The following is a 23,719-nucleotide window of genomic DNA, read 5'->3' as shown; positions in this document are numbered from 1 at the left end:
AGCTAGGCCAAGCGCGGGCGTCATTCAAGATCGAAAGCCCCTTTCGCCCCCAACTGCGACGCCATGTTCCGCCGTTCTTTCTTTCCCGGGCGGCCCGTTCCATCGAACCCCGGATTGTGCGGAGATTTTTCCGCAGGCGGCGGCGACAGGTCCTCGTAAAGCGCCTGCGCCTCGCTTGCGGGGCCGCGCCGGACCCCGATTCCCGTAATCCGGACGACCTTGATGTCGTCTTCCTTGGCGAAGGTCAGCACATCGCCCGGGCCCACGGCCCGCGCCGGTTTCGACACCGGGGTACCATCCACCCGCACCTTTCCGGCCGAAACGATCGAGGCGGCCAGCGTGCGCGTCTTGAAGAAACGCGCATGCCAAAGCCACTTGTCGATGCGGATCGTGTCCCGCGGGCTGTCCGTCACGTCAGGCCGTCACTTCGTCTTGAAGCCTGACAGGGCAGCGGCGAAGGGGTTGTCCGGGTCGATCCGGGCCTCGCGCTTGGGCTTGGCCGCGAAGGTCTGGGGCTTCTGGTCGCCACGCGGGCCACCTTTGCCCTGCGGCTTGCCGCCCTTGCGCCCTTTCGGCCCGCCTTTCGGACGGTCGCCGCCACGCGCCTCTTGCGGGCGTCCGCCGGTCTTGCGCTGGCCGCGTCCGGCCCAGGTGAAGGTATAGAACACCTCCATCTCGGGTGCGGCATCTTCGGTCGGCACTTCGGCTGGGGCCTCTTGCGGGGCTTCCTGCGGGACTTCGACCGGCGCTTCCTGCGGCTGGTCCGCGGGCACCTCAACCGGGGTCTCGGCGGGGGTTTCGTCGGGCTGGCCCGGCAATTCCGGTTCGCCTGCGACGACCGGTTTCGCCTTTTCACGTTCGCCCTTTTCCGCCTTGTATCCAAGGCCTTGCATCAGATCGGCGAATTGTTCCAGCGTCATGCCGGTGATCGACAGCATGTCGGGGTTGGCTTCGAACCCGCCCTTGCTGTCCTTGTCGCGCAGCATGTCGGCCAGCCGTTCCAGCATGTCGATGCGGATCGCCCGTTCGCCCGCGGCGCGATAGCCTGCCATGGCGTAATACCCCGGCTCTGCCCCTTTCTGGGCGGGCACGGTCACAAGGCCCGGCGGCGGGGCTTCGGGGAAGTCCTGCAACCCCTTGGCCAGCGACCACAGCACAAGGCGCAGACGAGTCGGCGCGGGTTTCAGCAGCAGCGGCATGAAGACGGTGAACTGGCCAAAGCGGACGCCATGCTTGCGCAGCGCGCCGCGGGCATCCTGATCCAGATCGCGAACCTCGTTCGCCACCTCGCCACGGGGAATGATCCCGAACCCTTCGGACAGGCGGAAGGCAAAGCCACGGGCCAAGCCGGTCAGCGCCTCGTCACCCAGCATCGCCAGCATGGGTTCATAGAGGGCGGCAACCTTGCGGTCGATGAAGTGTTGCAGACGGCGGGTGACCTTTTGGGCCACGTCATCGCCGGCTTCCTCGTCGACAAAGGCCTGCACCTGCGGCTTCATCGGTTCCGGCCCGGCCACGAGCTTGCCCACGGCCTGATCGCCCCACATCAACCCACCCTGTTCGGTAAAGTCGATTTCCGTATCGGGGGCGTTGTAGAACCGGTCGGCCCGCAGGCTGAAATGCGGCGCAAGCGCCTGTACCGACGCCTGACGCAGGGTCTTTGCCTCGTCCGGGCTTCCGGTTTTGTCCATCCGGAAACGGAACCCTTCCAACCGCCCGACGAATTCGCCGTCGACGGTCACTTCACCCTGTTCGTTCACCTCGGCCACAAGGCCCTCCTTCTGTTTGAGCCGGCGAAGCAAGACAGATGTCCGCCGGTCCACAAATCTTTGCGTCAATGCCGCGTGCAGCGCATCTGACAAGCGGTCTTCTACCGCGCGCGTGGCCCCGCGCCAATGGGATTCGTCCGCAAGCCAGCCACGCCGTTGCGCCACATAGGTCCATGTCCGCACATAGGCCAGCCGTTTGGACAGCGTGTCGATGTCGCCATCGGGCCGGTCCACACGTTTGACCTGCCGGGCGAACCAGTCGCGCGGGATCTCTCCGTGCTGGTGCAGGAAGGTAAAGATGTCCCGCACAAGGTTGGCATGTTCGCCCCGGCTGATCCCCCGGAAATCGGGCACCCGGCAGACATCCCACAAGAGTTTCACCGACGGTCCGTCGCTGGCCCGGGCCATCACCTCGATATCCGCCGACATGGCCCTGAGCGCGGCAAGGTCATCGGATTCGCGCACCCGCGTGAACCATTCATTGTCGGTCTTCTGTTCCAGCGCGCCCAAAAGCTGGTTCACCGATCCAAACCGCAGCGAGGAATTGCGCCATTGCAGTTTCTTCACCGGGCGGAACTGGTGGTTCTCGATCGCCTCGACCACCGCCGGGTCAAGATCCGGCGCCTCTCCGGTCACGCCGAAGGAGCCGTGGGTCATGTGCCGCCCCGCCCGACCGGCGATCTGGGCCAGTTCGTCAACCGCAAGAGGCCGCATCCGCCGCCCGTCGAATTTGTCCAGCGCGGAAAAGGCGACGTGATTCACGTCCAGGTTGAGGCCCATCCCGATGGCATCGGTCGCGACAAGGAAGTCCACGTCGCCATTTTGATACATCTCGACCTGGGCATTGCGGGTCCGGGGGCTGAGCGCGCCCATGACCACCGCCGCGCCGCCCTTGGTCCGGCGCAGCAGTTCGGCGATGCCATACAGATTATCAACCGAAAACCCCACAATTGCCGATCTTCCGGGCATCCGGCTTATCTTTTTCGAACCTGCGTAGGTCAGGGTCGAAAACCGCTCCCGATGCAGGAACTGCACCTTGGGGACCAGTGCGGCGATGGCGGGGCGCATGGTCTCGGACCCCATGAACAGGGTCTCATGCAGGCCCCGGGCGTGCAAAAGCCGGTCGGTAAACACATGGCCGCGTTCGGCGTCGGCACACAGCTGAATCTCATCGACGGCCAGAAAATCGCAGCCCATGCCCTCGGGCATCGCTTCGACCGTACAGACCCAATATTGGGCGCGGTCGGGAACGATCCGTTCCTCACCCGTGACCAGCGCGACCACCGACGGGCCGCGCAGGGCGACGATCCGGTCATAGACCTCGCGCGCAAGAAGCCGCAGCGGCAGGCCGATCACCCCGGTCCGATGCGCAAGCATCCGTTCGATGGCGTAATGGGTCTTGCCGGTGTTGGTCGGCCCAAGCACGGCCGTGATCCGGGGGGCAGCAGGCATGAATGTATCCCGGACTGGCGGGGGGCAAACGGGCTAGAGCGCCCGCCCCTCGAACTGAAGTTTCAAACGATCCGCGGCCTCCTGGGCCAGCGCATTCGCCGGGTAGATATCCAGCACCCGGCCATAAACCTCAAGCGCCTCTTCGGGGCGCTCCAATTCTTCCAGCATGACCGCGAAGCCGCGCATCGCGTCGAAATGCCGGGGGTTGAGCGCGAGGGTCTGGCGCAGGTCATCCAGCGCCGGGCCGGGCAGGTCGAGAAGGTAGTAAGCGATGGCGCGGCAGGAATAGCCTTCGGCGAAATCCGGCGCATGGTCGATCACGGCGGTGCAATGTTCGGACGCGGCCAGCGGGTCGCCCGCGTCAATCGCCTCTTCCCCGCGACGCAGCAGCAGGTCGATGGCGGCGGATCCGCTCTTGCTCCACTCCGCCCGAATCTGATCCCCGATCCGGTCCGCATCGGCCCCTTGGGCCGCCTGCAAATCGTCGAACAACGCATCTAACGCAGCGTCATCCGCCATGGCGGGTAGGGAAAACCCGACTGCGACAACGGATGCCGCAACGATAGATTTGAAGTGATCGGTCAGAGTGCCCATAACGTCAATGTAACCTATGCCGCGCAGGGTTCCAGTACCCCAGCGGTCAAATCATCGAAAGGACGATACGGGATGAGCGAAATTCTGACTGCGGCAGTTGCTGCCCTGAACGACAAGATGGGCGGCGCGGGCTTTGACGGCTCTGCCAAGTTCAAGATCGAAGGCGAAGGCGCGATCATCATCGACGGCTCCGGCGCCCATGTCAGCGACGATGACGCCGACGTGACCCTGTCGGCCAGCGCCGAAACCTTTCAGGCGATCCTTGAAGGGGAAGAAAACCCGACGGCCGCCTTCATGACCGGTAAACTGACGGTGGATGGCGACATGGGCATGGCGATGAAACTGGCCGGGGTTCTGTCCTGATGCTGGCGGGCGCACCCCTGTTCGATACCGTGGCGGACGGGCCGGCCGGTGGTCACACCGACTGGCTGCGCACGTCTGACGGGGTGCGCATTCGCGTCGGCCATTGGACCGGGCCAGAGGCGCGGGGCACCGTCCTGCTGTTCCCGGGCCGCACCGAATACATCGAAAAATATGGGCGCGCCGCGCGCGATCTGCTGGATCGTGGCTTTGCGACGGTCGCTGTCGACTGGCGGGGTCAGGGATTGGCCGACCGGCCGGATCACAACCCGATGCAGGGGCATGTGCATCACTTCCTAGACTACCAAAAGGACGTCGCGGCGGTGCTGCGCTACGCCCGCGATCAGGGTCTGCCCGAACCCTTCTACCTGATTGCCCATTCCATGGGCGGCTGCATTGGCCTGCGCGCCCTTTATGACGGGCTGCCCGTCAAGGCCGCGGCCTTCTCGGCCCCGATGTGGGGGATCGGCATCGCGCCGGCCCTGCGCCCCTTTGCCTGGGTCGTGTCGGCCCTGTCCAAGCCGCTGGGGTTCAGCCATATGTTCCCGCCGGGCCAGAACGCCGACAGCTACGTCAACACCGCCGATTTCAACGAAAATTCCCTGACCACCGATCGCGAGATGTTCGACTACATGCTCGACCAGCTTCGGGCGCACCCGGACCTTGCTCTTGGCGGCCCGTCCCTGCGCTGGCTGGGTGAGGCTTTGGTGGAAATGCGGGCGCTGGCACGGAAACCCTCGCCCGATGTGCCGACGATCACCTTTCTTGGCTCGGCCGAGGATATCGTGGACCGAAGTCGCATCCGCGACCGGATGGGCCGTTGGCCAAATGGCACGCTGGTCGAAATCGACGGCGCCCGTCACGAGGTGATGATGGAAGGGCCCGAGATCCGGAAGATGGTGTTTGACCGGATCGCCAGCCATTTCAACGCCGCGCCCTGACCGCACCCCGAAACGACCGCATTTCCGCCATTGCGCGTGAGGGTGTTCGGCACCCTCATCCTCCCCACTCTCATTTTGCCCAAAATACTCCGGGGTGAATGGCCCAACGGGCCAGAGGGGCAGCGCCCCTCAAACGTAAGGTGGGTTTCAACCCACCCTCCCCGCCCCCCGGGGGTTTCATGTCGCCGGGCAAAGCACTATCTCTGACGTCAAACGTCATGACGAGGTATTCCATGCGCACCCCTACCCCCAATTTCGACAAAGACAGCCGCGGCGCCAACGCTTTGGGCCAATTGCCGGATTGGGACCTGACCGACCTATATGCCGATCCCGATGCGCCGGAACTGGCGCGCGATCTGGACTGGCTCGAAACCGCCTGTGCCAGTTTCGCCGCCGACTACGAAGGCAAGCTGGCCGATCTGGACGGCGCCGGGCTGGCCGAGGCGGTGAAGCGATACGAGGAGATCGACATCATCGCCGGGCGGATCATGTCCTATGCCGGCCTGCGCTATTACCAGATGACGATGGATGGCGAGCGGGCCAAGTTCATGTCCGACTGTCAGGACAAGGTGACCACTTTCACCACGCCGCTTGTCTTCTACAGCCTTGAATTCAATCGCCTACCGGACGAGGCGCTGGACGCGGCCTATGCCGCAAGCGCCGATCTGGCCCGCTATCGCCCGGTGCTGGACCGGATGCGGGCGATGAAGCCCTACCAGCTGTCGGACGAGCTGGAGAAGTTCCTGCACGACCAATCCACCGTCGGCGCCAGCGCCTGGAACAAGTTGTTCGATGAAACCATGGCCGGGCTGATGTTCACCGTCGACGGCGAGGAACAGAACCTTGAGGCGACGTTGAACCTTCTGACCGAACAGGATCGCGCCACGCGCGAGGCGGCGGCCCGCGAACTGGCCCGCGTCTTTGGGCAGAACGTGAAGCTGTTCGCCCGCGTTCACAACACTCTGGCCAAGGAAAAGCAGATCGAGGACCGTTGGCGCGGCTTCCCCACCCCGCAGACCGGCCGCCACCTGTCCAACCATGTGGAACCCGAGGTGGTCGAGGCGCTGCGCAACGCGGTGGTCGCCGCCTACCCGCGCCTGTCGCATCGCTATTACGCGCTGAAGGCGAAGTGGATGGGGCTGGACCGGATGCAGGTCTGGGACCGCAACGCGCCCCTGCCGATGGAATCCGACCGGATCGTGAATTGGGACGAGGCCCACAAGACCGTGATGGAGGCCTATGCCGGGTTCGATCCGCGCATGGCCGATCTGGCCGCGCCCTTCTTTGACAAGGGCTGGATCGACGCGGGCGTGAAACCGGGCAAGGCCCCCGGTGCCTTTGCGCACCCCACCGTGACCACCGTGCACCCCTATGTGATGCTCAACTACATGGGCAAGCCGCGCGATGTGATGACCCTGGCGCATGAACTGGGCCATGGCGTCCATCAGGTGCTGGCCGCCGGTCAGGGCGAACTGCTGTCCTCCACCCCGCTGACGCTGGCCGAAACCGCCTCGGTCTTTGGCGAGATGCTGACCTTCCGCAAGCTTCTGGCCGACGCCAAGGACGACGCGGAACGCAAGGTTCTTCTGGCGGGCAAGGTCGAAGACATGATCAACACGGTCGTGCGCCAGATCGCCTTTTACGATTTCGAATGCAAATTGCACGCCGCCCGCGCCGAAGGCGAATTGACGCCCGAGGATATCAACGCTCTGTGGATGTCCGTGCAGGCCCAAAGCCTTGGGCCGGTCTTCGATTTCATGGAAGGCTATGAGACCTTCTGGTCCTACATCCCCCACTTCGTCCATTCGCCCTTCTACGTCTACGCCTATGCCTTTGGCGACGGGCTGGTGAACGCGCTGTATGCCGCCTACGAGGAAAGCGACGGGGACTTCCAGGAGAAGTATTTCGACATGCTGAAGGCAGGTGGATCGAAGCACCACAAGGAATTGCTGGCCCCCTTCGGCCTTGATGCCAGCGACCCGGCCTTCTGGGACAAGGGCCTGTCGATGATCGAAGGGTTCATCGACGAGTTGGAGGCCATGGGCTGAGACCGGGGCAAGGTGGGTTTAAACCCACCTTACTTGGCCTCGCGCGGGTGGATCGGTCAGTCGTAGCAGACCACCTCGATCTCGACCCCGTTGTTTTCGTCGAAATAAAAGCGGCGGCCGGGTTCGTAGTCCGCATGGGAATGCGGCTCGAACCCTTCGGCACGAACGGCCGCCTCGGCCGCGGCCAGGTCGTCCACGACCACCCCGATATGGTTCAGCCCGCCCCGCATGAGATAGCTGTTGTCCGCTGGGGTCTGCGCCGCGCCGCCGTCCGGGCCGGTATAAAGCGCCAGATACTGGTCGCCGGTTCCGACATGGACGGTAAAGCCACCATTGATCGCGGTTCCTTCCCAGCGGGTTTCCCAACCGAACAGCCGATGCAGCACGGCCGCCGTGGCGCGTGGGTCGGCGACGGTCACGTTCACATGTTCAAGCCTTGCCATTGCGGTCCCCCTTTCGATCAAGCCCAAAGCGGACACAGCCAGCGGTCAGGTCGTGCCCCCACCCCAGCCCATCCCGTTCAAGATGGCGGACCACCGCAGGCGGCAGACATACCCGTTCCGAATTCCGTTTCCATGGCATGGTTCATTCCTTTCTTGCCTTGTGTTCAACCTTCGACTCAGGTGTAATTTCTAAAGTCCACTTTAGATCAAGGGGTTTTTCATGCAGGGCGGATTGACGATCGGCGATCTGGCGGAACGGACCGGGCTGGCCGTGTCGGCAATCCGGTTCTACGAAACCCACGGCATCGTGCAGCCTGTGCGCAACGCGGGCGGGCACCGCAGATACGGGCGGCCCGACATCCGGCGTCTGTCCTTTGCGATGATCGCGCAGAAACTGGGGTTCTCCCTGTCCGAGATCGCCGCGGAAATGGCCGACCTGCCCGCGCATCAGGCCCCCAGCAAGGCCGATTGGACCCGGGTGTCCGAACGGATGCGCGACGGGATCAACGACCGCATCGCCCAGCTTGAAAGGCTGCGCGACCGGTTGGACGGTTGCATCGGCTGTGGGTGCCTGTCGCTGGACACCTGCGCCCTTTACAATCCCGACGACACGCTTGCAGGCGAAGGTTCCGGCCCGCGCAAGCTGATCCGGGATTGACACCGGCCGAATGGGCTGGTCCCGTCCGCCCATGAAACTATCGAACCGTATCACTTCCATCAGCCCCGGCGGGTCCGACGGCTGGGGCGTCTTCTACCGCGCGCGGGCTATGCTGGCGGCGGGCACTCCCGTAACCGAACTGACCATCGGCGAACATGACGTGCGCACCGCGCCGGATATCCTTGACGCGATGAACCGGGCCGCGACGGGCGGGCACACCGGTTATGCCATCGTGCCGGGCACCCCGGCGCTGCGGCGGGCGGCGGCCGATCGGGTCACCCGCATGACAGGCGTGCCCACGGGCCCCGAAAACATCCTAATCACGGCGGGGGGGCAGGCCGCGCTGTTTGCCGCCCATCTGGCGACCTGCGGGGATGGCCAAGAGGGGCTGTTCATCGACCCCTATTACGCCACCTACCCCGGCACCATCCGGGCGGCGGGCGGCGTGGCCGTGCCGGTTCAGGCGCTGGCCGAGGACGGGTTTCAGCCCCGGCCCGACGCCATCGCGGCGCAGGCAGAGGGGGCCGCCAGCCTTCTGGTCAATTCGCCGAACAACCCGACCGGCGTCGTTTATTCCCGCGAAACGCTCGACGGGATCGCGGCGGTCTGCCGGGATCATGACCTCTGGCTGATCTCGGACGAAGTCTATGATTGCCAGGTCTGGGAGGGCGAACATATCTCTCCGCGTGCTCTGCCCGGAATGGCAGAGCGCACCATCCTTGTCGGGTCGATGTCGAAGAGCCATGCGATGACCGGCAGCCGGATCGGCTGGATCTGCGCCCCGGTCGAGGTCATCGACCATCTGATCAATCTGTCCACCAACACCAACTATGGGGTGGCAGGGTTTGTGCAGGATGCCGCCACCTATGCGCTGGGCCTGGGACCGCAGGCAGAGGCGCGGGTTGCGGCCCCCTTTGCCCGGCGGCGCGATATGACACTGGCGCTGATCGCGGGCCAAACCACCGTCCGTGCAGTCCCGCCGCAGGGCGCGATGTACACGATGCTGGATATCCGCGCGACGGGCCTGTCGGGCGAGGAGTTCGCCAACCGCCTGCTGGACGACGAAAAGATCGCTGTCATGCCGGGCGAAAGTTTCGGCACCGCGGCGGCGGGGCACATCCGGGTCGCCATGACCATCCCCGATTTGGCCTATGAAGATGCGCTGCGGCGGGTTCTGGCCTTCGCGGCGCGGCTGGCAGGGTGATTGCGCAGGATTCGGGCCGCGCCCAGTGATAGGGTCGGGGGATGGATGAAGATGCCCTTTATGACGCCTTTCTGGCCCGCGACGCCGCCCATAACGGGACGGTCTGGGCCGGTGTGACCTCGACCGGGATCTACTGCCGCTTCACCTGCACCGCGCGAAAGCCGCTGCGCAAGAACACGCGGTTCTTCAACAGTCCAGAGGCAGCCCGCGCGGCGGGGCTGCGGGCCTGCAAACGCTGTGATCCCGATAGTGCCTGAAGGTCAGGCGACCGAGGCGCGGATGGCGCGCATGTTGTCGCCGTAGACGCCGGGGTTATCCACGGACCCGCCCTTGAACACCGCCGACCCGGCAACCAGCACATCGGCGCCCGCCTCGACCACCAGCGGGGCGGTCTTCGGATCGACCCCACCGTCGATTTCGATATGCACCGGACGGTCACCGATCATCTGGCGCAGGGTCCGGATCTTGGCGGTCATGTCGATGAACTTTTGCCCGCCAAAGCCGGGGTTCACGGTCATCACGCAGATAAGGTCGGTCAGGTCCAGAAGATGCGCCACCGCCTCGGCCGGGGTGCCGGGGTTCAGGGCGACGCCCGCCTTCATCCCCGCGCCTCGGATCGCCTGCAGCGTTCGGTGGATATGAGGGCCTGCCTCGATATGCGCGGTCAGGATATCGGCCCCGGCTTCGGCATAGGCGTCGATATAGGGGTCCACCGGGGTGATCATCAGGTGCACATCCATCACCGTCTTCACATGCGGGCGGAACGCCTTCACGGCGGGCGGGCCGAAGGTCAGGTTGGGGACGAAATGGCCATCCATCACGTCCACATGGACCCAATCCGCACCCTCGGCCTCGATCGCGCGAATCTCGGCGCCGAAGTTGGCAAAATCGGCGGACAGGATGGACGGGGCGATTTTCACGGAACGATCGAAGGACATGGGCCATAGCCTCCCTTGGCAGCAGTTGCCGCCCCTCTAGCCCGAAAAACGGGCAAGGTCACGCATTCTTCGCACCTGCGGCAGAATGCCGGGCGCGGGTCGCGGGGAATATGCTATTTTGATCCCATGACCATACAGCTTTTGAAGACACAGGATATTTTCGGCCCCTCCGCCCGCTATCACCTGGCGCGGGCCGAGTTGGGCAAGGGCCGCCCAAGACACCTGCACGGGCATGATTTCCACGAACTTCTTTGGGTGCAGAACGGGGTGGTGCGGCACCATTTGCCAGATGGCCGCGAGGACCTGACCGAAGGCGCATTGGTCTTTGCGGGCCCCTTGCACCGGCATGGGCTGGAGGGCCGGGCAGAGGCGACATTGGTCGTGTCCCTGTCGCTGCACCCCGAGGTGATCGCCGATATCGGGCGGCGGCACCCGGATGTGTCCGGGCAATTCTTCTGGTCCGATGCACCCACCCCGATCCGCGCCCATCTCGACAGCCGACAGCTGGCCGACCTGAACCATGCCGCGCTACGTCTTGAGCGGGCGCAGGCACGCAGCGCGCTGGAACTGGAAACGTTTCTGCTGCCCCTGCTGGCCCGGCTTCTGGACGAGGTGCGCGCCCTGCCCCCTGACCTGCCGCTCTGGCTGGCGCAGGCCTGCGCGGCGGTTCAGGATCCGGCGGTGTTCCGCGACGGGGCGGCCGGGCTGGTCGCCCGCACTGGCAAGGTCCACGCCCATGTCAGCCGCACCATGCGGCGGCTGTTGAACCTGTCACCCTCGGAATATGTGAACCGGCTGCGTATGGAATTTGCCGCCCGCCGCCTTGCCGGCAGCACCGACCCCCTGCCCGAGATCGCCACGGATTGCGGCATCCCGAACATGAGCCATTTTCACAAGCTGTTCCGCGACCACCACGGGTTGACGCCCGCGGGCTATCGGCGCCGGTTCCAGCGCGATCTGATCCAGCCCTGACCCGTTACTTCCGCCGCCAAGTGTCCAGCCAGCGGCGCAGGCGCGACCGCCGTTCCGACAGCCCGGCGTTGACCTCGTCCATCTGGTGGCTGGCCTTGTCCATCATCGGGTCAAGACTGCGTTCGCGGAACTGCGCCCAGGCGGCCCGCAGGAACAGCCAGGCCACGATTAGGAAGATGAAGAAGCTGATGTTGAACCACGGGATCACCCGCACGTCCGGCCCTTCGACCGGGCGAATGCCAACCGCGTTGGGGTAGATGGAAAAGAACCGGTTGCGCCAACCATAGTGGGTGACGACGACCCATTGCGGTTCCGCCGCGGTGCTGACCAGCGATGCGGCCTCTGCCTGAAGGTCGGAGCTGTCGAATTTGAAATAGGGCGGCCAGATCCAGCCCGAATCTTCGTTGCGATAGACCATCACCCCGGTGGCATCACGCGGGATGAACCCCAAAAGGAACGTCTTTTGCCGGTCCGTGTTGATCAGGCGCAGATCGCGGGTGGACAGTTCGGTATTGCCGCTGTCGGCCTGCGCATAGAACCAACGGTTGAAACCGCTGAAATCGGTCCGGATCACCTCGGTCGAGGTGACGCGGGCGATATCGTGCTGTGGCAGGACATAGTGCAGCAAGCTGCCCAGAAGGATGACCGTGACAATCCGGAAAGTCATTCGAACATAGCGCATCGGTCGCCCTTTCAGTTGGCGTTGGTCAGGTAGAGGATCGCGACGATCGCGACCGTCGGCACGATATAGACCAAGACGATCAGCTTCTTGCGAAAGCCGCTTTCATATTTGGCCATGCCCTGTTCTACATAGGTATCCCGGTCGGCCTGTTCACCCCCGGGGTTGTCTGCATCCCACTGTTTTTCCAGCTTTTCACGCCGGACCGAGCGGGAATAGACCGAGATCGACAGGTAGATCACCGACAGGAACAGAAATCCGAAGACGACCAGTTTCACCAGTCCCATATCACGTCCTCCTTACCGCGCCCCATGGGCCGACCCGTTCAATGATATCCTCGCGCCGGGGTTTCGGCGGTTCCGGGTCTTGCATCGGGGCGTCATGCCCGAACAGTGCCGCCCGCGTGCCCGCCTTGTCCACCTGGTATTCCCGGTCGAGGAAATCGGCGACATAGGCCTGTTTTTCTTCCGGCCAGCGGGCATAGGCGGCATAGAACGCCTCTTTGTGACAGATGAACAATTGCCGGATATCCAGCGGGCACATCTCGGCCAGGAGCATGTTCACAAGGTCGGCGTCGGCGTGGCGGCTGGCGCGCAGGGTATAGAAATAGGCCGGGTGATCCGATGTGATCCGGGGCCAGGGCGCATCCTCTTCGGCCCAACGGGCAAGGGCGGCCAGACCCTGCCATTCCTCGGGCAGTTGGTCGGCGTATTTCCGGCCCAGCCGCCGCAGGTCGCGCCGGGTAGCGCCGGTCAGGTCCTCGCCCAGTTGCGCGGCCACTTCGGCGACAACGAAATCCATCTTTTGGTGCAGGATCGCGGCCACGTCGATGCCGCGCCCTTCGACGATAGGTTCGGCCAGCCGGTTCAGCGTCAGGAACTTGGCGATCCGGGCCCGGTCCGTGAAATCAAAGACGTAGGGCACCGGCAGGTCGCCCAGCGCGGATTTCTTGCCCGAGGTGATGACGGCGGGGTGGTCCACCCCCCGAAACACGTAGAGCCCGCCAAAATGCGAGGTCCAGAAATTGTCCTGTCGGAACTCTGCCACATCCAGATCGACCGGGTATCGGGACACGTCCCCGGTTTCCTTGGCCAGCTCGATCATATCGGCGATCAGGACATCGTCCCACCATGCGTCCTTGTCCGCCTTGAACCGGTCGATCAGCCGGCGCAGCTTGCGGGCGGTGGCAACGGTTCCGGCGGTCGTGTCCGCCTCGACCCGGATGGTGCGGATGTCGAACAGTTTCGCGGGGCTGTCCACGCGATAGACGGAATTGACCAGCTCGCCCGCCACCGCATCACGGGCGGTCAGCGCGAACAGTTGCGCGGCGTTGTCTTCGATGAACTGACGCAGGATGCCCCGCGCGGTCGAAAATTTCGCGTTCAGCAAGGGCGCGGTTTTCTGGTCCGTGGTCAGCAGGATGAACTGCCGGTTCACCCCATCGTGGTTCAGGTAAAGGTCGTCGCCCAACTCATCCGCCACCTCGGGCGAAAAGCCCGAAATGTCGATGTGAAAATCGGTCAGCGCCGTGGTCTTACCCGTCAGATGTTTCAGGGCACGGTTGTAGCGGTCCACCCAGACCGGGCTGTCCACCACGATCAGGTTGCCAAACATCAGGCCCTTTTCGATGAGACGTTTCAATAGAACACCACGTAAATTGGAGGCGCGACAGAACGTGCCGCAAGCAAGCAGGTTCCAGTTGCAGCGAGCAATGGCCAGCCGATATGCTGGCCCCTGCTAATGAACATGTCAAAGACCCCGGCCACAAGAAATCCGACGCCAAAGATCCCAAGTATTGCCATTGTCGGATCGACCCTCACGGTACCAACCGTGAGTAGGAGGATCGCTATCATCACCCATGTAAGGCTGGTCAGATGCCATGCGAACCGGATGACGATCCGGGCCAGCCAGTGTTCCAGAACCGCGTTGCCCCGCAATCGAAGCATCGGTGTAATCAGAAAGCGTTCTCCGGCAACTGAATGTGTGACGCTCGTCAACACGAGAAAGACAGCTCCGGCCAAAGTCCAAGATTGATATGCGGATGGGTCCGTCATCTTACCACGTCTCCTTGATCCAGTTCTTGGGCAGCCCGGCGATGGACAGCACCATGATCGGCCCCCATAGGAGGGCCGAGATCAGCGAGAGCCGCCCGAAATGCACGACGCCTGCGGCAAGCCCGGCCTCGAACAGGGCCGCCATGGGCATCCCCTGCCAGACATAAAGCCCCGCGAAGAACAGCGCGCCGAAGACCCCCATGACAATTGTGGACAGAAGCGCGATCAGCATCAGCGGTCGCAACCCTTCGGGGATCACCAGCGCCAGCAGGCGCGGCACGGCCCAGCCCAAGAGGGCCAGCACAGCCGCCGGGACAATCAGGCCAGAGGCGAAGGCGTCGGAGAGGTTGGTCACAAGTCTAGCCTCGCCCGGTCTTCGATGAATGATGTTCTTCGAAAGCTAGAACCGAGCCATATGCATCGACAACTCTGGCTTGGACCGCCAGCATCATTTTCGAACCTCGTTCGGGCCAGCCATGAGCCTCAAACATATACTTCATTCCGCCATAGCAGTCATTCGCAACTCTCGCGATTACTTTAGCATCCCAGCCGGGTTTGCGCTCGCTCACCCTTTCCCCTCCAGATACCGCCGTTTCGCTTCCTCCTGCCGCCCGAAGTCGCGCACCATGTTTTCAATCGCCACCTCGTCCGACTTGTCGGCATAGCGGAATTCGCTGTCGGCGTAGCGGTTCACCTCTTGCAGCACCATGTCGATGGTGATCGGCTGGCGCAGGTCTTCGATCATCGCCCTCTTGGTGTCGTAGTCGCGGAACAGGAACAGGTCGGGGTTTTCCATCCATTCGTCGGGCAGTTCGAAATCCATCGCCCGGACCTTGACCGCATCGGTGATGTTCTTGATCGCGCGGCCGGTGAAGCGTTCGTCGGCTTCCTGAATGGCTTTCAGATAGGTGCCCATCTTGGCGATCGTGTCCAGATCGCCGATCTGCGCCTGCACCCGTTCAAAGACCTTCGCCAGCCCTTCCTCGTGCGGGCGCGCGTGGCTTTCGAAACTGGCGGCGACGGCCTTCTTGATTTCCTGCGCGGCGAACAGCTCGTGATCGCCCAGCGGGATATCGTGTTTCTTGCCCATCAGAAGGGCAAGGATGTCGATGTAATCCTCGCGCGTCTGCGGCCCGTCCACAAGGAACCGGGCACCCGCCCGCTGGCGCAGGGCGTCGTCGACGTTCTCGGGGTAGTTCGAGAACATGCCGAAGGTGCAATTGCCCCTCACCACGGTATTGGCCCCGGCGAAGGCCTCCATGAATACGGCTGTCACCTCTTGCTGGCCGGCGCTGGACTGCCGGTCGCCCCGCTTGCCCGCGATCTGGTCGATATCGTCGATGGTGCCGAACCCGATGACGCCCGGGTCCAGCACGTTCTGGACAAAGGCCTTGGCGTTCTGGCCCGATTTGCCCTGATAGCTGTCGATATTGTCGATGCCAAAGTTCTGGTAGCGGAAGGCATAGCCCGCCACCTTGCAATAGTCGTTGATCAGCCCGGCCATCATTTGGATCAGGGTGGTCTTGCCCGTGCCCGGCTTGCCATCCCCCATGAAGGTAAAGATGAACCCGCCCAGTTCGGCAAAGGGGTTCAGCCGCCTGTCGAAGTCGTAGGCCATCAGCATCTTGGACAGCTTCATCGCCTGATATTTGGCGATGTGGTTGCCCACCACCTCGTTCGGCTTCTTGAAGGTCATGGTCAGGGTCGTGCCCTTGGCCTTGCGGGCGGGGGTGAAGCCCTGAATCGTCAGACCGTCGTCTTCGACCTTCCAGCTTGCGCCGGTAAAGGCGGCAAGGCCGTTCGCGGTGCTGGCCCGGGCGGCGACCTTTCCCATGACCTGTTCGGCGAAGGCCAGAACGGTTGCGGCGGTCTTCACGTCATCGGCCCCGTGGGTCGCGACGTCCTGATCCAATTCCCACAACACTCCGTGCAGGGCCAGTTGGGCGTTCTCGGTCAGGATCTCATCGACCTCGCCCACTTCGACCGTATCCTCGCCCGCGTGATCGGCCAGCAGGAAGGATGTCGCATTGGCGAATGTATACAAGACGGCCAGCGCCTCGGCGCTCAGGCCTTCCGAAAACTCCGCCTTCTTGCCTGCAGGCAGCGCGCCTTCAAGGTTCTGGCGCTTGAGGTCCGACAGACCGGTGCGGTCGGAATACTGTTCGCCGATGGCCAGCGCGATGGCCAGGGCCCGGCGCAGCCCCTGTAAAACATGGGCCTGAACCGGGCTGGTCAGGGCATCGCCCCCATCCGCCCCTTCGATCCGGGCGATCAGTTGGACACCTTCGCTGCGGGCGGTTCGGCGGGTGACAAGGCCGGGGGTGGTGGACCGGAAGGCGCGACGGCTGCCGATCCCGGACGACCGTTCCGGGGCGGCGGCCGCCTCGGCCGGTTTGGCGATGCGGGGCGCATGATCGAAGCCTTCCAGCATCGACAGGGCCGCCGGGTAATGCTTGCGGATATCGTCCTCGCGCAGTTCCATCTGGTCGCTCGTCTGGCTCATCTTTCCTCCGTCAGGGTGGGTTGAAACCCACCTTACCTTTCCGCCACTTGCGTAAGGTGGGTCTCGACCCACCCAGTTCCGATACCCATTCGTAAGGTGGGTCTTGACCCACCTTACCTGTAGCTCAGCACCCTGCCCTGCGGGTTCACCACGAATTTGCGCACATCCCGAAACCCCGGCGGGTTCCGTTCGGCCAGGGCCTGAAACGGACGCTGCGGCATGATCAGGGCCCGCTCCATCGCCGTGGCCCCGGTTTCCGCCCCCTTCCCGACAAAGGGGTCCAGCGCGAAGATCTCGCGCTCGGAGGTGCTGAACCAGCCGTCCTTGACCCGCTCCACGCTTTGGCTCAGCAGGTCTTCCTCGGTCCAGACCAGCGCCCAATCCTCGCCCTCGGGCGCGCGGGCGGCTTCCAGCACCTCGCGGATCGGGCCCGCCTGCCGGGTGAAGGCATGGGAATACATCGGGCCAAGGTGGATGCGGCGCAGACGTTTGGGGTGCAGGTCGTGGAAATCCTCGTCAAATCCGCGGGCAATGGTCAACAGCTTCAGCGAGGTCAGCGACTGCGCCATCAGATGCGCCTGTGCCTCGGGCCAGCGGCGTTCGTCCTTGGGCAGGCCGATCCGACCCGTATCCTCGACCTCCATCAGATAAAGCGTCGGCAGGTTGTTGGTGGCATCATAGACCGCCCAATGGATCAGGAACCGGCGGCGGCCCTCGGAAAGGTTTTCCAGCCAGACGACATCCGGATCGTTGCGGGCAAGGAATTGCCCGCCCTTGGCCAGTTCCTGATAATAAAGCCGCTGCGACAGGGCATATTGCAACTTTACCGGAACCGCCTGTTCGCCGGTGATGACCCGGACCATCTGGTCCTTCAGCGCCTCTTCGCCCGGCATTTCGGACAGATGCTTTTTCGCCTGAAGCGCGTCATTGGCCATTTCCAGAAGTTCGGTGAAGACCGGAAAGCCGCTTTCGACACGGTCAAAGGTCAGGGCGCCCGCATGGGCGAAGCGGCCCGCGAAATGGTATTTATGCGCCAGCGTCCGAAAGGTCAGGTTCAGGCCGACAAGATAGCGGGCAATCGCCGCGATCTCGGGCTTGGAAAACCGCCCCTCGCTGTCCAGCACCGCCGCCACCCGGCCCAGATAGCCGGTGATCTTTTCGAACTTCCCGAAATAGCGCCGGGTAACGCGGGTGTCTTCAAGGCGGAAATGATCGTCGGCGAGGTCAGTCAAAGTCATAAACCTCACGGAACCTGAACCAAGCTACGCTCAAACCCAGCCACAGGAGCACCGTCAGCCCCAATACAAACGGCATTGGTAGAAATTGCTGAAAACTCAGCGGGATAACAACAGGCCAGACGGCTGAAAAATATGGAAGTTTTGCAAACCAAAGCATTCCCAAAGTTCAGGCCCCATAGATATTCTTGTCGTGTTTCTCGACGATCTTCTGGAACCTGCGGACGAAGCGTTCGTCAGCCTTGGCCTTTTCTTCCAGCACCTTGCGGGCAAAGACCATCTGGTCTTCGTGGGCTTCCAGCATGTCGGCCATGCGGGCGTTGGTGGCCGATCCGATCGCGGCCATGGCGGTTTGCGCCTCCTGGTCGGTCTTGACCCCGATCTCGTTGATCCGGTGGGCCACGTCCTGCTGCTGCGCCGTTTTCAGCGACTTGGTCAGCGCGTCATACAGAACCACCCGCTGCTTGGTGTCAGTGTTCAGCTTGTTGATCAGCACCATCTGGGTCGCCGCCTGATTCTGAAGGCTGTCGATCCAGGTCTTGCCCTTCTCGATATAGCGTTCCAGCGTCTGCGACTTGGCCAGATGCACCTGTTCGGCCTGCACCAGCTCGTTGTATTTCGCGTTCAGGGCGGCCAGTTCGCTTTCCAGCTTGGTGCGGGCGGCGGCGTCCTGTTCGACGGAAATCTTGTTTTCCAGTTCGATGATCTTCGGGTCCATACCCAGAATCTCGGCGCGGACGGCCTCCAGCTCTCCGACCACGGCCTCGCGCTCTTCCAGCGTGCCGGTCAGGTTGCCTTCAACCTTGGTCTTCTGTTCGTTCAGCACCGCCAATTGCCCCTCCAGCAATTGCTGGATCACGTTGGACTTGGAAATCAGGTCCTGCAGCTTGTCATCCACGCTTGCGGCGCGGATGCGTTCCTGCCGCATGCTGTCGGCCTTGGCGCCGGAAAAGATCCCGACAAAGGTTTCCCAGCCGGTCTTGGTCCGCATCTCGTCAAAATCTTTCGAGAACCCGGCGGTGACATCGTCCAGACCCATGATCAACTCGGCGATATTGGCATTCATCGCTTCGGTGTGGGCGTGCACCTCTTCCAGCGTGGCGTTTTCGATATCCACGGAAATATCGGTCCCCGCTTCCATCTTCTGGCGGGCCACTTCGATCCGGCTGGTCATTTCGGCAATCTTGGCCTGTGCATCCTGCACCTGAGCCTGGCTGTCGCGGATCTGGGCATCGAAATCGGACATCTGGAAAACTCCCTCAAAGCATCACTGTTACCGACGTCAGATAGGTAATGTTAAATGAATTTACATACCCGGCGCGGCGGTTTCGACCAAGTGTTGCAAATGCACACATGCTTGGGAAGAGGGGAAGCGCCCTTGCCTCCCCTCAAGGTCGAAACGACCCGACAAAAGGTCAGGCGGCGGTGGCCGGATGCAGCGCCCGCCGCGTGGCCGTGATCGACAACGCCGCCTCGGCCGCCTCACGCCCCTTTTTCACAAAATGATCGCGGTAGATGGCGATGTGATGGGGCGTTTCCTGAAAATGGTGCGGGGTCAGCGACACCGACAGAACCGGCACCCCGGTCTCTAGTCCCGCCTGCATCAGCCCGGAAACCACGGCCTGCGCCACGAAGTCGTGCCGGTAGATGCCGCCGTCGACCACCAGTGCCGCACAGGCCACGGCGGCGTAGCGGCCGCTGCGGGCAAGGTCACGGGCCAGAAGCGGCATCTCGAAGGCGCCGGGCACGTCGAAGACATCGACCGGCGTGTCCTTTGGCAGCGCGTCGCGGAAGCCGACAAGGGCCTGATCCACGATCTCGGCGTGCCAGTTTGCCTTGATGAAGGCATATCGGGTGTGTGTCATTTGGCAGATCTCCTTTCGCAACAGACACGTCACCCAAGGCGATCCCATGGGGCAGCCCTCCGCGGGCGCGGCGGGGCTGTCCATGCTCTCTTTCATCCGGACTATGACCGTCGGCTCAGGCCTCTCACCTGATCTGCTGACCCTCCGGCGAACCGAAGGCGCTCGCGGGCTCGTGGCCTTGCGCCACATACCGCCGGTGGGGAATTCCGCCCCGCCCTGAGAACACCGGCAATCTAGAAGAACGTCCCGGTCAGGCAAGTGAAATCGTGCTATCCTCGCCCCTAGCCAAGGGGGTGCTTCATGACTTTTGACAGAGAGCTCATTTCGAACGGCAATCCGATGGAAGCGATTGTCGGCTTCTCGCGCGCGGTCCGGGTTGGTCCATTCGTGTCCGTCGGGGGCACGGCACCGGTGGGGGAGGACGGCAAGACTGTGGGCATAGGTGACGTCGCCGCCCAGACCCGACGATGCATCGAGATCATCAAGGCGGCGCTTGAACAGGCCGGGTCGGGTCTGCACCACGTGATCCGCACACGGGTCATCCTGACCGACATCAACGATTGGAAAGCCGCCATAGACGTGCGCAAGGAATATTTCAGGGACGTCCGCCCGGTCGATACGATCATGGCAATTGACCGTTTCGTGAATCCTGAATGGCTGGTCGAGTTCGAGGCGGACGCGATCATCAGCGACTGGACCGCCTAGGCCACCGGCGTCAGCACTACCCAGTTTTGGGCGTCAGCTATGCTCTTCGGCAGCGGTCGCCGCCAAGGCCCGGTTGTAGGCCCGTAGCGCATCGACCTGGAACAGGGCGCCCCAAAGCTCCGGCGCCTCGCCCTGCCCGCCCAGTTTGACCACCGGCAGGAAGGGCACACCGACCTCCTCGAACAGCGGCATCGCCTTTTCCAGTGTCGCGCCCGCGTCAAGGTATTGGCCCTGTTCAATCATCGCCCAGCAGGTGCCCTCATCCGCGCCGCGCGGGGCGTCCTTGGCCCGCATGACGCTGGCCACCTGGAAGGTCGCCAGAAGATAGGCCTGCGGCCCGGCGGCCAGATGCACGCCGCGCCGTTCCAGCTGGGTCAGGAAGAAGGACCGGTCCACCAGCCGCGACGACAGGGCCGTCGACAGGGACACCGCGACCATGACCGCAAGGCCGGTCTGCCAGTCGCCGGTCAGTTCGAAAACGATCAGCGTGGTGGAGATCGGCGCCCCAAGGACCGCCGCCGCGACCGCGCCCATCCCGGCAAGGGCATAAAGCGTGGGCGAGCCGGAGAAATCCGGGAAGATCGCCGTGGCCACCATGCCAAAGGCAAGCCCTGTCAGCGCCCCGACCATCAGGGAGGGCGAGAATACCCCGCCCCCCATGCGACCGCCCATGGTGATTGCCGTGGCGATGATCTTGATGATGACAAAGACGATCGCCTGCCAGAACAGCAACCGCCCCGACAGGGCCTCGGACGTGGTGCCATAACCGACACCAATGATATGCGGGAAGGCAATCGCGATGGTCCCCAGAAGCACCCCGGCGATCATCGGGCGCAGGTAGCGCGGCAGGCGCAGCCGGGCCTGAACCGCGCTGGCGAAATCCTCGGCCCAGAAAATCGACAGCATCATGATCGTCGCCACCAACCCGCAGACCAGCCCAAGGATCAGAAAGGCCGGAAGTTCGACGTAGAACGACAGGGTCGTCATTTCCAGCAGGTAGTATTCGGTCACATCCCCCATGATCAGGCGGCTGATGACCGTGGCGGCCACGGCCGCGATCACGATGGGGGCGAAGGCGTGCACGGCGAAATGGCGCAACACCACCTCGAGCGCGAAAAGCGCCCCGGCGATCGGGGCGTTGAAACTGGCGGCCACCGCGCCGGCGACGGCACAGCCTAACAGATCGCGCCCGGTGATCGCGTCGGCCCGCATCCATCTCATCACCTTGGTCGACACCACGGCGGCAAGGTGGACGACCGGGCCTTCCCGCCCGCTCGACCCGCCGGTGGAGAGGGTGATGAAACTGGCCGCGGCAGAGGCAAGACCCGCCTTTACCTCGACCCGACCTTCGTTCAGGGCCGCACCTTCGATCACATCCGCAACCGCCCTGACCCGCGCCTCTGGCGTGAACCGGTCAAGGATCAGCCCGACGATCAGCCCGCCCGTGGCGGGGATCAGGATCAGCCAATACCAGTCGATCTGGGCCGCGACCCGGTGGATGCGGGCGGTGTTTTCGGTGCCGTAGACAACGGACTGAAGCTGATCGACCCCAAGGCGGAACACCAGCGCGGCGAAGCCGGCGGCAATGCCGACCGCAAGGGCGATAAACCAGAATTGCACCTGGCTTGGCCCCTTCTGACGCAGCACGCGCAATGCGTGGGCCAGCGTGGCCTGCGCCCGCCCGGCAACCGCCCGTATCTCTGCGACAATCGGCTCTGCCATCGCCTCCCGCCTTCCCCGCAGGGTCCGGCTGGCCTATGGTCCGGCCAGCCAAAGGGACTTTCCGCCATGACACTCGACGCCGCCCTTCCCGCCTTGTCTTCCCTCTTAGGGGATCGGTTGTGCCGGTCCAAGTCCGAACTGGACCACCACGGCCAATCCGAAAGCCACTTTCCCCCGACCCCACCCGAGGCGGTCGCCTATCCCGAGACAACCGAAGAGGTCGCGGCGCTGGTGAAAATCTGCGCCAACCATGGCGTCCCGGTGATCGGCTGGGGCGCGGGCACGTCGCTGGAAGGACACGCGTTGGCGGTACAGGGCGGGATCGTTGTGGACTTTGCCCGGATGGACCGGATCATCGCGGTGAATGCCGAGGATATGGATGTGCGGGTCCAGCCGGGCATCACCCGCGAGGCCCTGAACGAGGCGCTTCGGGCCACCGGCCTGTTCTTCCCGGTCGATCCCGGCGCCAATGCCTCGATCGGGGGGATGGCCTCGACCCGGGCGTCGGGGACGACCGCCGTGCGCTATGGAACCATGCGCGACAATGTCATGGGGCTGGAGGTGGTTCTGGCGGATGGGCGGGTCATTCGCACCGGCACGCGGGCGCGGAAATCCTCGTCCGGCTATGACCTGACCGGGCTGTTCGTGGGGGCCGAGGGGACGCTGGGGCTGATCACCGAATTGACCCTGAAACTTCGTGGCCAACCCAGTGCGATTTCCGCCGCCGTCTGCGCCTTCGGTGAAATGGACCGGGCCGTGGCAGCGGTGATCGAAACCATCCAGTCCGGCGTGCCCATGGCCCGGATCGAATTCGTCGATGCGGCGACGGCACGGGCGGTGAATGCCTATTCCGGGGCGGACTTCCCGGAAAAACCTCACCTGCTGGTCGAATTTCACGGGTCCGAGATCGGGGTGGGCGAAGACGCCGAAATCTTCCGTGCCATCGCCGAAGACAACGGCGCCGAAGGGTTTGAATGGGCGCGGCAGACCGAAGACCGCACCCGACTGTGGAAAATGCGACACGAAGCCTATCGGGCGATCCTTGCTTCGCGCCCCGGTGCGCGGGCAATCGTCACGGACGTCTGTGTGCCGATCTCGGCGCTGGCCCAGGCGGTGTCGGAAACCCAGGCGGATATCGAAGCCTCGCCGGTCGAGGCCCCGATCCTGGGCCATGTGGGCGACGGGAATTTTCACGCGATCCTGCTGATCGACCCCGACGACACGGCCGAGGTTCACGCGGCCGAAACCCTATCGGCCCGGATGGCGCAGCGGGCGCTGCGGCTGGGCGGGACCGTGACTGGGGAACATGGCATCGGTATGGGAAAACTAGGTTACATGGCGGCCGAACATGGCGAGGGTTGGCAGGTGATGGGCAGCATCAAAGCCGCACTGGACCCCGGTAACATCATGAACCCCGGCAAGCTTGTTCCCCCAAATAACGGCGCGGTGGGTTAAGACCCACCTTACGTTCAGGGGCGCTGCCCCTCTGGCCCGTTCCGGGCCATTCACCCCGGGATATTTGTTGTCCCAAAGAAGGGGCTGGACTCAGCGTCCCTTTTTCTTTGGGTTAGAAATAC

General features: G+C 63.6%; 24 protein-coding genes and 1 riboswitch. Of the genes, 9 read left to right on the top strand and 15 right to left on the bottom strand.

Annotated elements, in window-relative coordinates:
• Positions 1-20: 20 nt before the first annotated feature.
• From EU803_RS12970 to EU803_RS12960, 3 genes are read right to left on the bottom strand one after another with little or no spacing between them, the layout of a single operon-like run.
• On the bottom strand, positions 21-413 hold the full coding sequence (locus EU803_RS12970; RefSeq protein WP_129683461.1) for an RNA-binding S4 domain-containing protein: 393 nt from the start codon (positions 411-413) through the stop codon (positions 21-23).
• Between the two features lie 9 nt (positions 414-422).
• Positions 423-3,221, bottom strand: coding sequence for a helicase-related protein (locus EU803_RS12965; RefSeq protein WP_129683459.1), 2,799 nt, complete (start codon positions 3,219-3,221; stop codon positions 423-425).
• A gap of 33 nt (positions 3,222-3,254) precedes the next feature.
• On the bottom strand, positions 3,255-3,815 hold the full coding sequence (locus EU803_RS12960) for a hypothetical protein (RefSeq protein WP_129683457.1): 561 nt from the start codon (positions 3,813-3,815) through the stop codon (positions 3,255-3,257).
• Between the two features lie 72 nt (positions 3,816-3,887).
• On the opposite strand from EU803_RS12960, the gene EU803_RS12955 reads away from it, so the two are divergent.
• The 3 genes from EU803_RS12955 (at position 3,888) to EU803_RS12945 (ending at position 7,164) form a co-directional block, all read left to right on the top strand.
• A complete protein-coding gene (locus tag EU803_RS12955; RefSeq protein ID WP_129683455.1) occupies positions 3,888-4,178 on the top strand; it encodes an SCP2 sterol-binding domain-containing protein in 291 nt (96 codons plus the stop codon).
• Positions 4,178-5,116, top strand: a complete 939-nt coding sequence (locus tag EU803_RS12950) for an alpha/beta hydrolase (protein WP_129683453.1) — start codon at positions 4,178-4,180, stop codon at positions 5,114-5,116. The genes EU803_RS12955 and EU803_RS12950 overlap by 1 nt, the downstream gene beginning before the upstream one ends.
• 233 nt (positions 5,117-5,349) lie before the next feature.
• Positions 5,350-7,164: a M3 family oligoendopeptidase gene (locus EU803_RS12945; protein WP_129683451.1), complete on the top strand. Its 1,815-nt coding sequence runs from the start codon at positions 5,350-5,352 to the stop codon at positions 7,162-7,164.
• Positions 7,165-7,220: 56 nt separating this feature from the next.
• On the opposite strand, the gene EU803_RS12940 is transcribed toward EU803_RS12945, so the two are convergent.
• Positions 7,221-7,607 (bottom strand): VOC family protein, encoded by a 387-nt coding sequence (locus EU803_RS12940; RefSeq protein ID WP_129683449.1) that lies wholly within the window; start codon positions 7,605-7,607, stop codon positions 7,221-7,223.
• Positions 7,608-7,827: 220 nt separating this feature from the next.
• Here EU803_RS12940 and soxR point away from each other — a divergent pair, with 220 nt between their 5' ends.
• The 3 genes from soxR to EU803_RS12925 are packed head-to-tail and all read left to right on the top strand — an operon-like array spanning position 7,828 to position 9,726.
• Positions 7,828-8,265, top strand: coding sequence for a redox-sensitive transcriptional activator SoxR (gene soxR / locus EU803_RS12935; protein ID WP_129683447.1), 438 nt, complete (start codon positions 7,828-7,830; stop codon positions 8,263-8,265).
• A 31-nt stretch (positions 8,266-8,296) separates the two neighbouring features.
• Positions 8,297-9,469 carry an aminotransferase class I/II-fold pyridoxal phosphate-dependent enzyme gene (locus EU803_RS12930; RefSeq protein ID WP_129683445.1) on the top strand — a complete coding sequence of 391 codons (1,173 nt, stop codon included), beginning with the start codon at positions 8,297-8,299 and terminating at the stop codon, positions 9,467-9,469.
• Between the two features lie 41 nt (positions 9,470-9,510).
• Positions 9,511-9,726 (top strand): Ada metal-binding domain-containing protein, encoded by a 216-nt coding sequence (locus tag EU803_RS12925; RefSeq protein WP_129683443.1) that lies wholly within the window; start codon positions 9,511-9,513, stop codon positions 9,724-9,726.
• A 3-nt stretch (positions 9,727-9,729) separates the two neighbouring features.
• Here EU803_RS12925 and rpe read toward each other — a convergent pair whose 3' ends face one another.
• Complete coding sequence (gene rpe, locus EU803_RS12920) at positions 9,730-10,407, bottom strand: ribulose-phosphate 3-epimerase (protein ID WP_129683441.1); 678 nt, start codon at positions 10,405-10,407, stop codon at positions 9,730-9,732.
• Between the two features lie 126 nt (positions 10,408-10,533).
• Here rpe and EU803_RS12915 point away from each other — a divergent pair, with 126 nt between their 5' ends.
• Positions 10,534-11,379 carry a helix-turn-helix transcriptional regulator gene (locus tag EU803_RS12915; protein WP_129683439.1) on the top strand — a complete coding sequence of 282 codons (846 nt, stop codon included), beginning with the start codon at positions 10,534-10,536 and terminating at the stop codon, positions 11,377-11,379.
• 4 nt (positions 11,380-11,383) lie between these two features.
• Here the strand turns inward: EU803_RS12915 and EU803_RS12910 are convergent, their stop codons facing one another.
• From EU803_RS12910 to EU803_RS12870, 9 genes are all read right to left on the bottom strand, one after another.
• Positions 11,384-12,061 carry a DUF1523 family protein gene (locus tag EU803_RS12910; protein WP_129683437.1) on the bottom strand — a complete coding sequence of 226 codons (678 nt, stop codon included), beginning with the start codon at positions 12,059-12,061 and terminating at the stop codon, positions 11,384-11,386.
• 11 nt (positions 12,062-12,072) lie between these two features.
• Complete coding sequence (locus tag EU803_RS12905) at positions 12,073-12,345, bottom strand: hypothetical protein (protein WP_129683435.1); 273 nt, start codon at positions 12,343-12,345, stop codon at positions 12,073-12,075.
• A gap of 1 nt (position 12,346) precedes the next feature.
• Positions 12,347-13,699: a DUF6638 family protein gene (locus tag EU803_RS12900; RefSeq protein ID WP_129683433.1), complete on the bottom strand. Its 1,353-nt coding sequence runs from the start codon at positions 13,697-13,699 to the stop codon at positions 12,347-12,349.
• On the bottom strand, positions 13,696-14,004 hold the full coding sequence (locus EU803_RS12895; RefSeq protein WP_129683431.1) for a hypothetical protein: 309 nt from the start codon (positions 14,002-14,004) through the stop codon (positions 13,696-13,698). The genes EU803_RS12900 and EU803_RS12895 overlap by 4 nt, the downstream gene beginning before the upstream one ends.
• A 109-nt stretch (positions 14,005-14,113) precedes the next feature.
• Positions 14,114-14,467: a hypothetical protein gene (locus tag EU803_RS12890; protein ID WP_129683429.1), complete on the bottom strand. Its 354-nt coding sequence runs from the start codon at positions 14,465-14,467 to the stop codon at positions 14,114-14,116.
• Positions 14,468-14,677: 210 nt separating this feature from the next.
• Entirely contained in the window at positions 14,678-16,615 is a 1,938-nt protein-coding gene (locus EU803_RS12885; RefSeq protein ID WP_129683427.1) for an ATP-binding protein, read from the bottom strand.
• A 113-nt stretch (positions 16,616-16,728) separates the two neighbouring features.
• On the bottom strand, positions 16,729-17,847 hold the full coding sequence (locus EU803_RS12880; RefSeq protein ID WP_129683745.1) for a hypothetical protein: 1,119 nt from the start codon (positions 17,845-17,847) through the stop codon (positions 16,729-16,731).
• Between the two features lie 172 nt (positions 17,848-18,019).
• The gene (locus EU803_RS12875) at positions 18,020-19,096 is read right to left on the bottom strand and encodes a hypothetical protein (RefSeq protein WP_129683425.1); all 1,077 of its coding nucleotides are present in this window, start codon (positions 19,094-19,096) and stop codon (positions 18,020-18,022) included.
• Positions 19,097-19,265: 169 nt separating this feature from the next.
• Positions 19,266-19,715: a 6,7-dimethyl-8-ribityllumazine synthase gene (locus EU803_RS12870; RefSeq protein WP_129683423.1), complete on the bottom strand. Its 450-nt coding sequence runs from the start codon at positions 19,713-19,715 to the stop codon at positions 19,266-19,268.
• An 80-nt stretch (positions 19,716-19,795) separates the two neighbouring features.
• A riboswitch (FMN riboswitch) is annotated at positions 19,796-19,943 on the bottom strand.
• Positions 19,944-20,015: 72 nt separating this feature from the next.
• Between EU803_RS12870 and EU803_RS12865 the strand changes: the two genes are divergently transcribed.
• Positions 20,016-20,420, top strand: coding sequence for a RidA family protein (locus tag EU803_RS12865; RefSeq protein WP_129683421.1), 405 nt, complete (start codon positions 20,016-20,018; stop codon positions 20,418-20,420).
• 33 nt (positions 20,421-20,453) lie between these two features.
• Here the strand turns inward: EU803_RS12865 and EU803_RS12860 are convergent, their stop codons facing one another.
• On the bottom strand, positions 20,454-22,142 hold the full coding sequence (locus tag EU803_RS12860; RefSeq protein ID WP_129683420.1) for a chloride channel protein: 1,689 nt from the start codon (positions 22,140-22,142) through the stop codon (positions 20,454-20,456).
• A 66-nt stretch (positions 22,143-22,208) separates the two neighbouring features.
• Here EU803_RS12860 and EU803_RS12855 point away from each other — a divergent pair, with 66 nt between their 5' ends.
• Complete coding sequence (locus EU803_RS12855) at positions 22,209-23,597, top strand: FAD-linked oxidase C-terminal domain-containing protein (protein WP_129683418.1); 1,389 nt, start codon at positions 22,209-22,211, stop codon at positions 23,595-23,597.
• Positions 23,598-23,719: the final 122 nt, after the last annotated feature.

Source organism: Loktanella sp. IMCC34160, assembly GCF_004145845.1.
Lineage (GTDB): Bacteria > Pseudomonadota > Alphaproteobacteria > Rhodobacterales > Rhodobacteraceae > SELP01.
This window is presented reverse-complemented; position numbering and strand designations above follow the sequence as displayed.

Coding starts and splice junctions, on each gene's coding strand:
- EU803_RS12965 (WP_129683459.1), bottom strand. CDS start 3,221: ATGCCTGCTGCCCCCCGGATCACGGCCGTGCTTGGGCCGACCAACACC.
- EU803_RS12960 (WP_129683457.1), bottom strand. CDS start 3,815: ATGGGCACTCTGACCGATCACTTCAAATCTATCGTTGCGGCATCCGTT.
- EU803_RS12955 (WP_129683455.1), top strand. CDS start 3,888: ATGAGCGAAATTCTGACTGCGGCAGTTGCTGCCCTGAACGACAAGATG.
- EU803_RS12950 (WP_129683453.1), top strand. CDS start 4,178: ATGCTGGCGGGCGCACCCCTGTTCGATACCGTGGCGGACGGGCCGGCC.
- EU803_RS12945 (WP_129683451.1), top strand. CDS start 5,350: ATGCGCACCCCTACCCCCAATTTCGACAAAGACAGCCGCGGCGCCAAC.
- EU803_RS12940 (WP_129683449.1), bottom strand. CDS start 7,607: ATGGCAAGGCTTGAACATGTGAACGTGACCGTCGCCGACCCACGCGCC.
- soxR (WP_129683447.1), top strand. CDS start 7,828: ATGCAGGGCGGATTGACGATCGGCGATCTGGCGGAACGGACCGGGCTG.
- EU803_RS12930 (WP_129683445.1), top strand. CDS start 8,297: ATGAAACTATCGAACCGTATCACTTCCATCAGCCCCGGCGGGTCCGAC.
- EU803_RS12925 (WP_129683443.1), top strand. CDS start 9,511: ATGGATGAAGATGCCCTTTATGACGCCTTTCTGGCCCGCGACGCCGCC.
- rpe (WP_129683441.1), bottom strand. CDS start 10,407: ATGTCCTTCGATCGTTCCGTGAAAATCGCCCCGTCCATCCTGTCCGCC.
- EU803_RS12915 (WP_129683439.1), top strand. CDS start 10,534: ATGACCATACAGCTTTTGAAGACACAGGATATTTTCGGCCCCTCCGCC.
- EU803_RS12910 (WP_129683437.1), bottom strand. CDS start 12,061: ATGCGCTATGTTCGAATGACTTTCCGGATTGTCACGGTCATCCTTCTG.
- EU803_RS12905 (WP_129683435.1), bottom strand. CDS start 12,345: ATGGGACTGGTGAAACTGGTCGTCTTCGGATTTCTGTTCCTGTCGGTG.
- EU803_RS12895 (WP_129683431.1), bottom strand. CDS start 14,004: ATGCTTCGATTGCGGGGCAACGCGGTTCTGGAACACTGGCTGGCCCGG.
- EU803_RS12885 (WP_129683427.1), bottom strand. CDS start 16,615: ATGAGCCAGACGAGCGACCAGATGGAACTGCGCGAGGACGATATCCGC.
- EU803_RS12875 (WP_129683425.1), bottom strand. CDS start 19,096: ATGTCCGATTTCGATGCCCAGATCCGCGACAGCCAGGCTCAGGTGCAG.
- EU803_RS12870 (WP_129683423.1), bottom strand. CDS start 19,715: ATGACACACACCCGATATGCCTTCATCAAGGCAAACTGGCACGCCGAG.
- EU803_RS12865 (WP_129683421.1), top strand. CDS start 20,016: ATGACTTTTGACAGAGAGCTCATTTCGAACGGCAATCCGATGGAAGCG.
- EU803_RS12860 (WP_129683420.1), bottom strand. CDS start 22,142: ATGGCAGAGCCGATTGTCGCAGAGATACGGGCGGTTGCCGGGCGGGCG.
- EU803_RS12855 (WP_129683418.1), top strand. CDS start 22,209: ATGACACTCGACGCCGCCCTTCCCGCCTTGTCTTCCCTCTTAGGGGAT.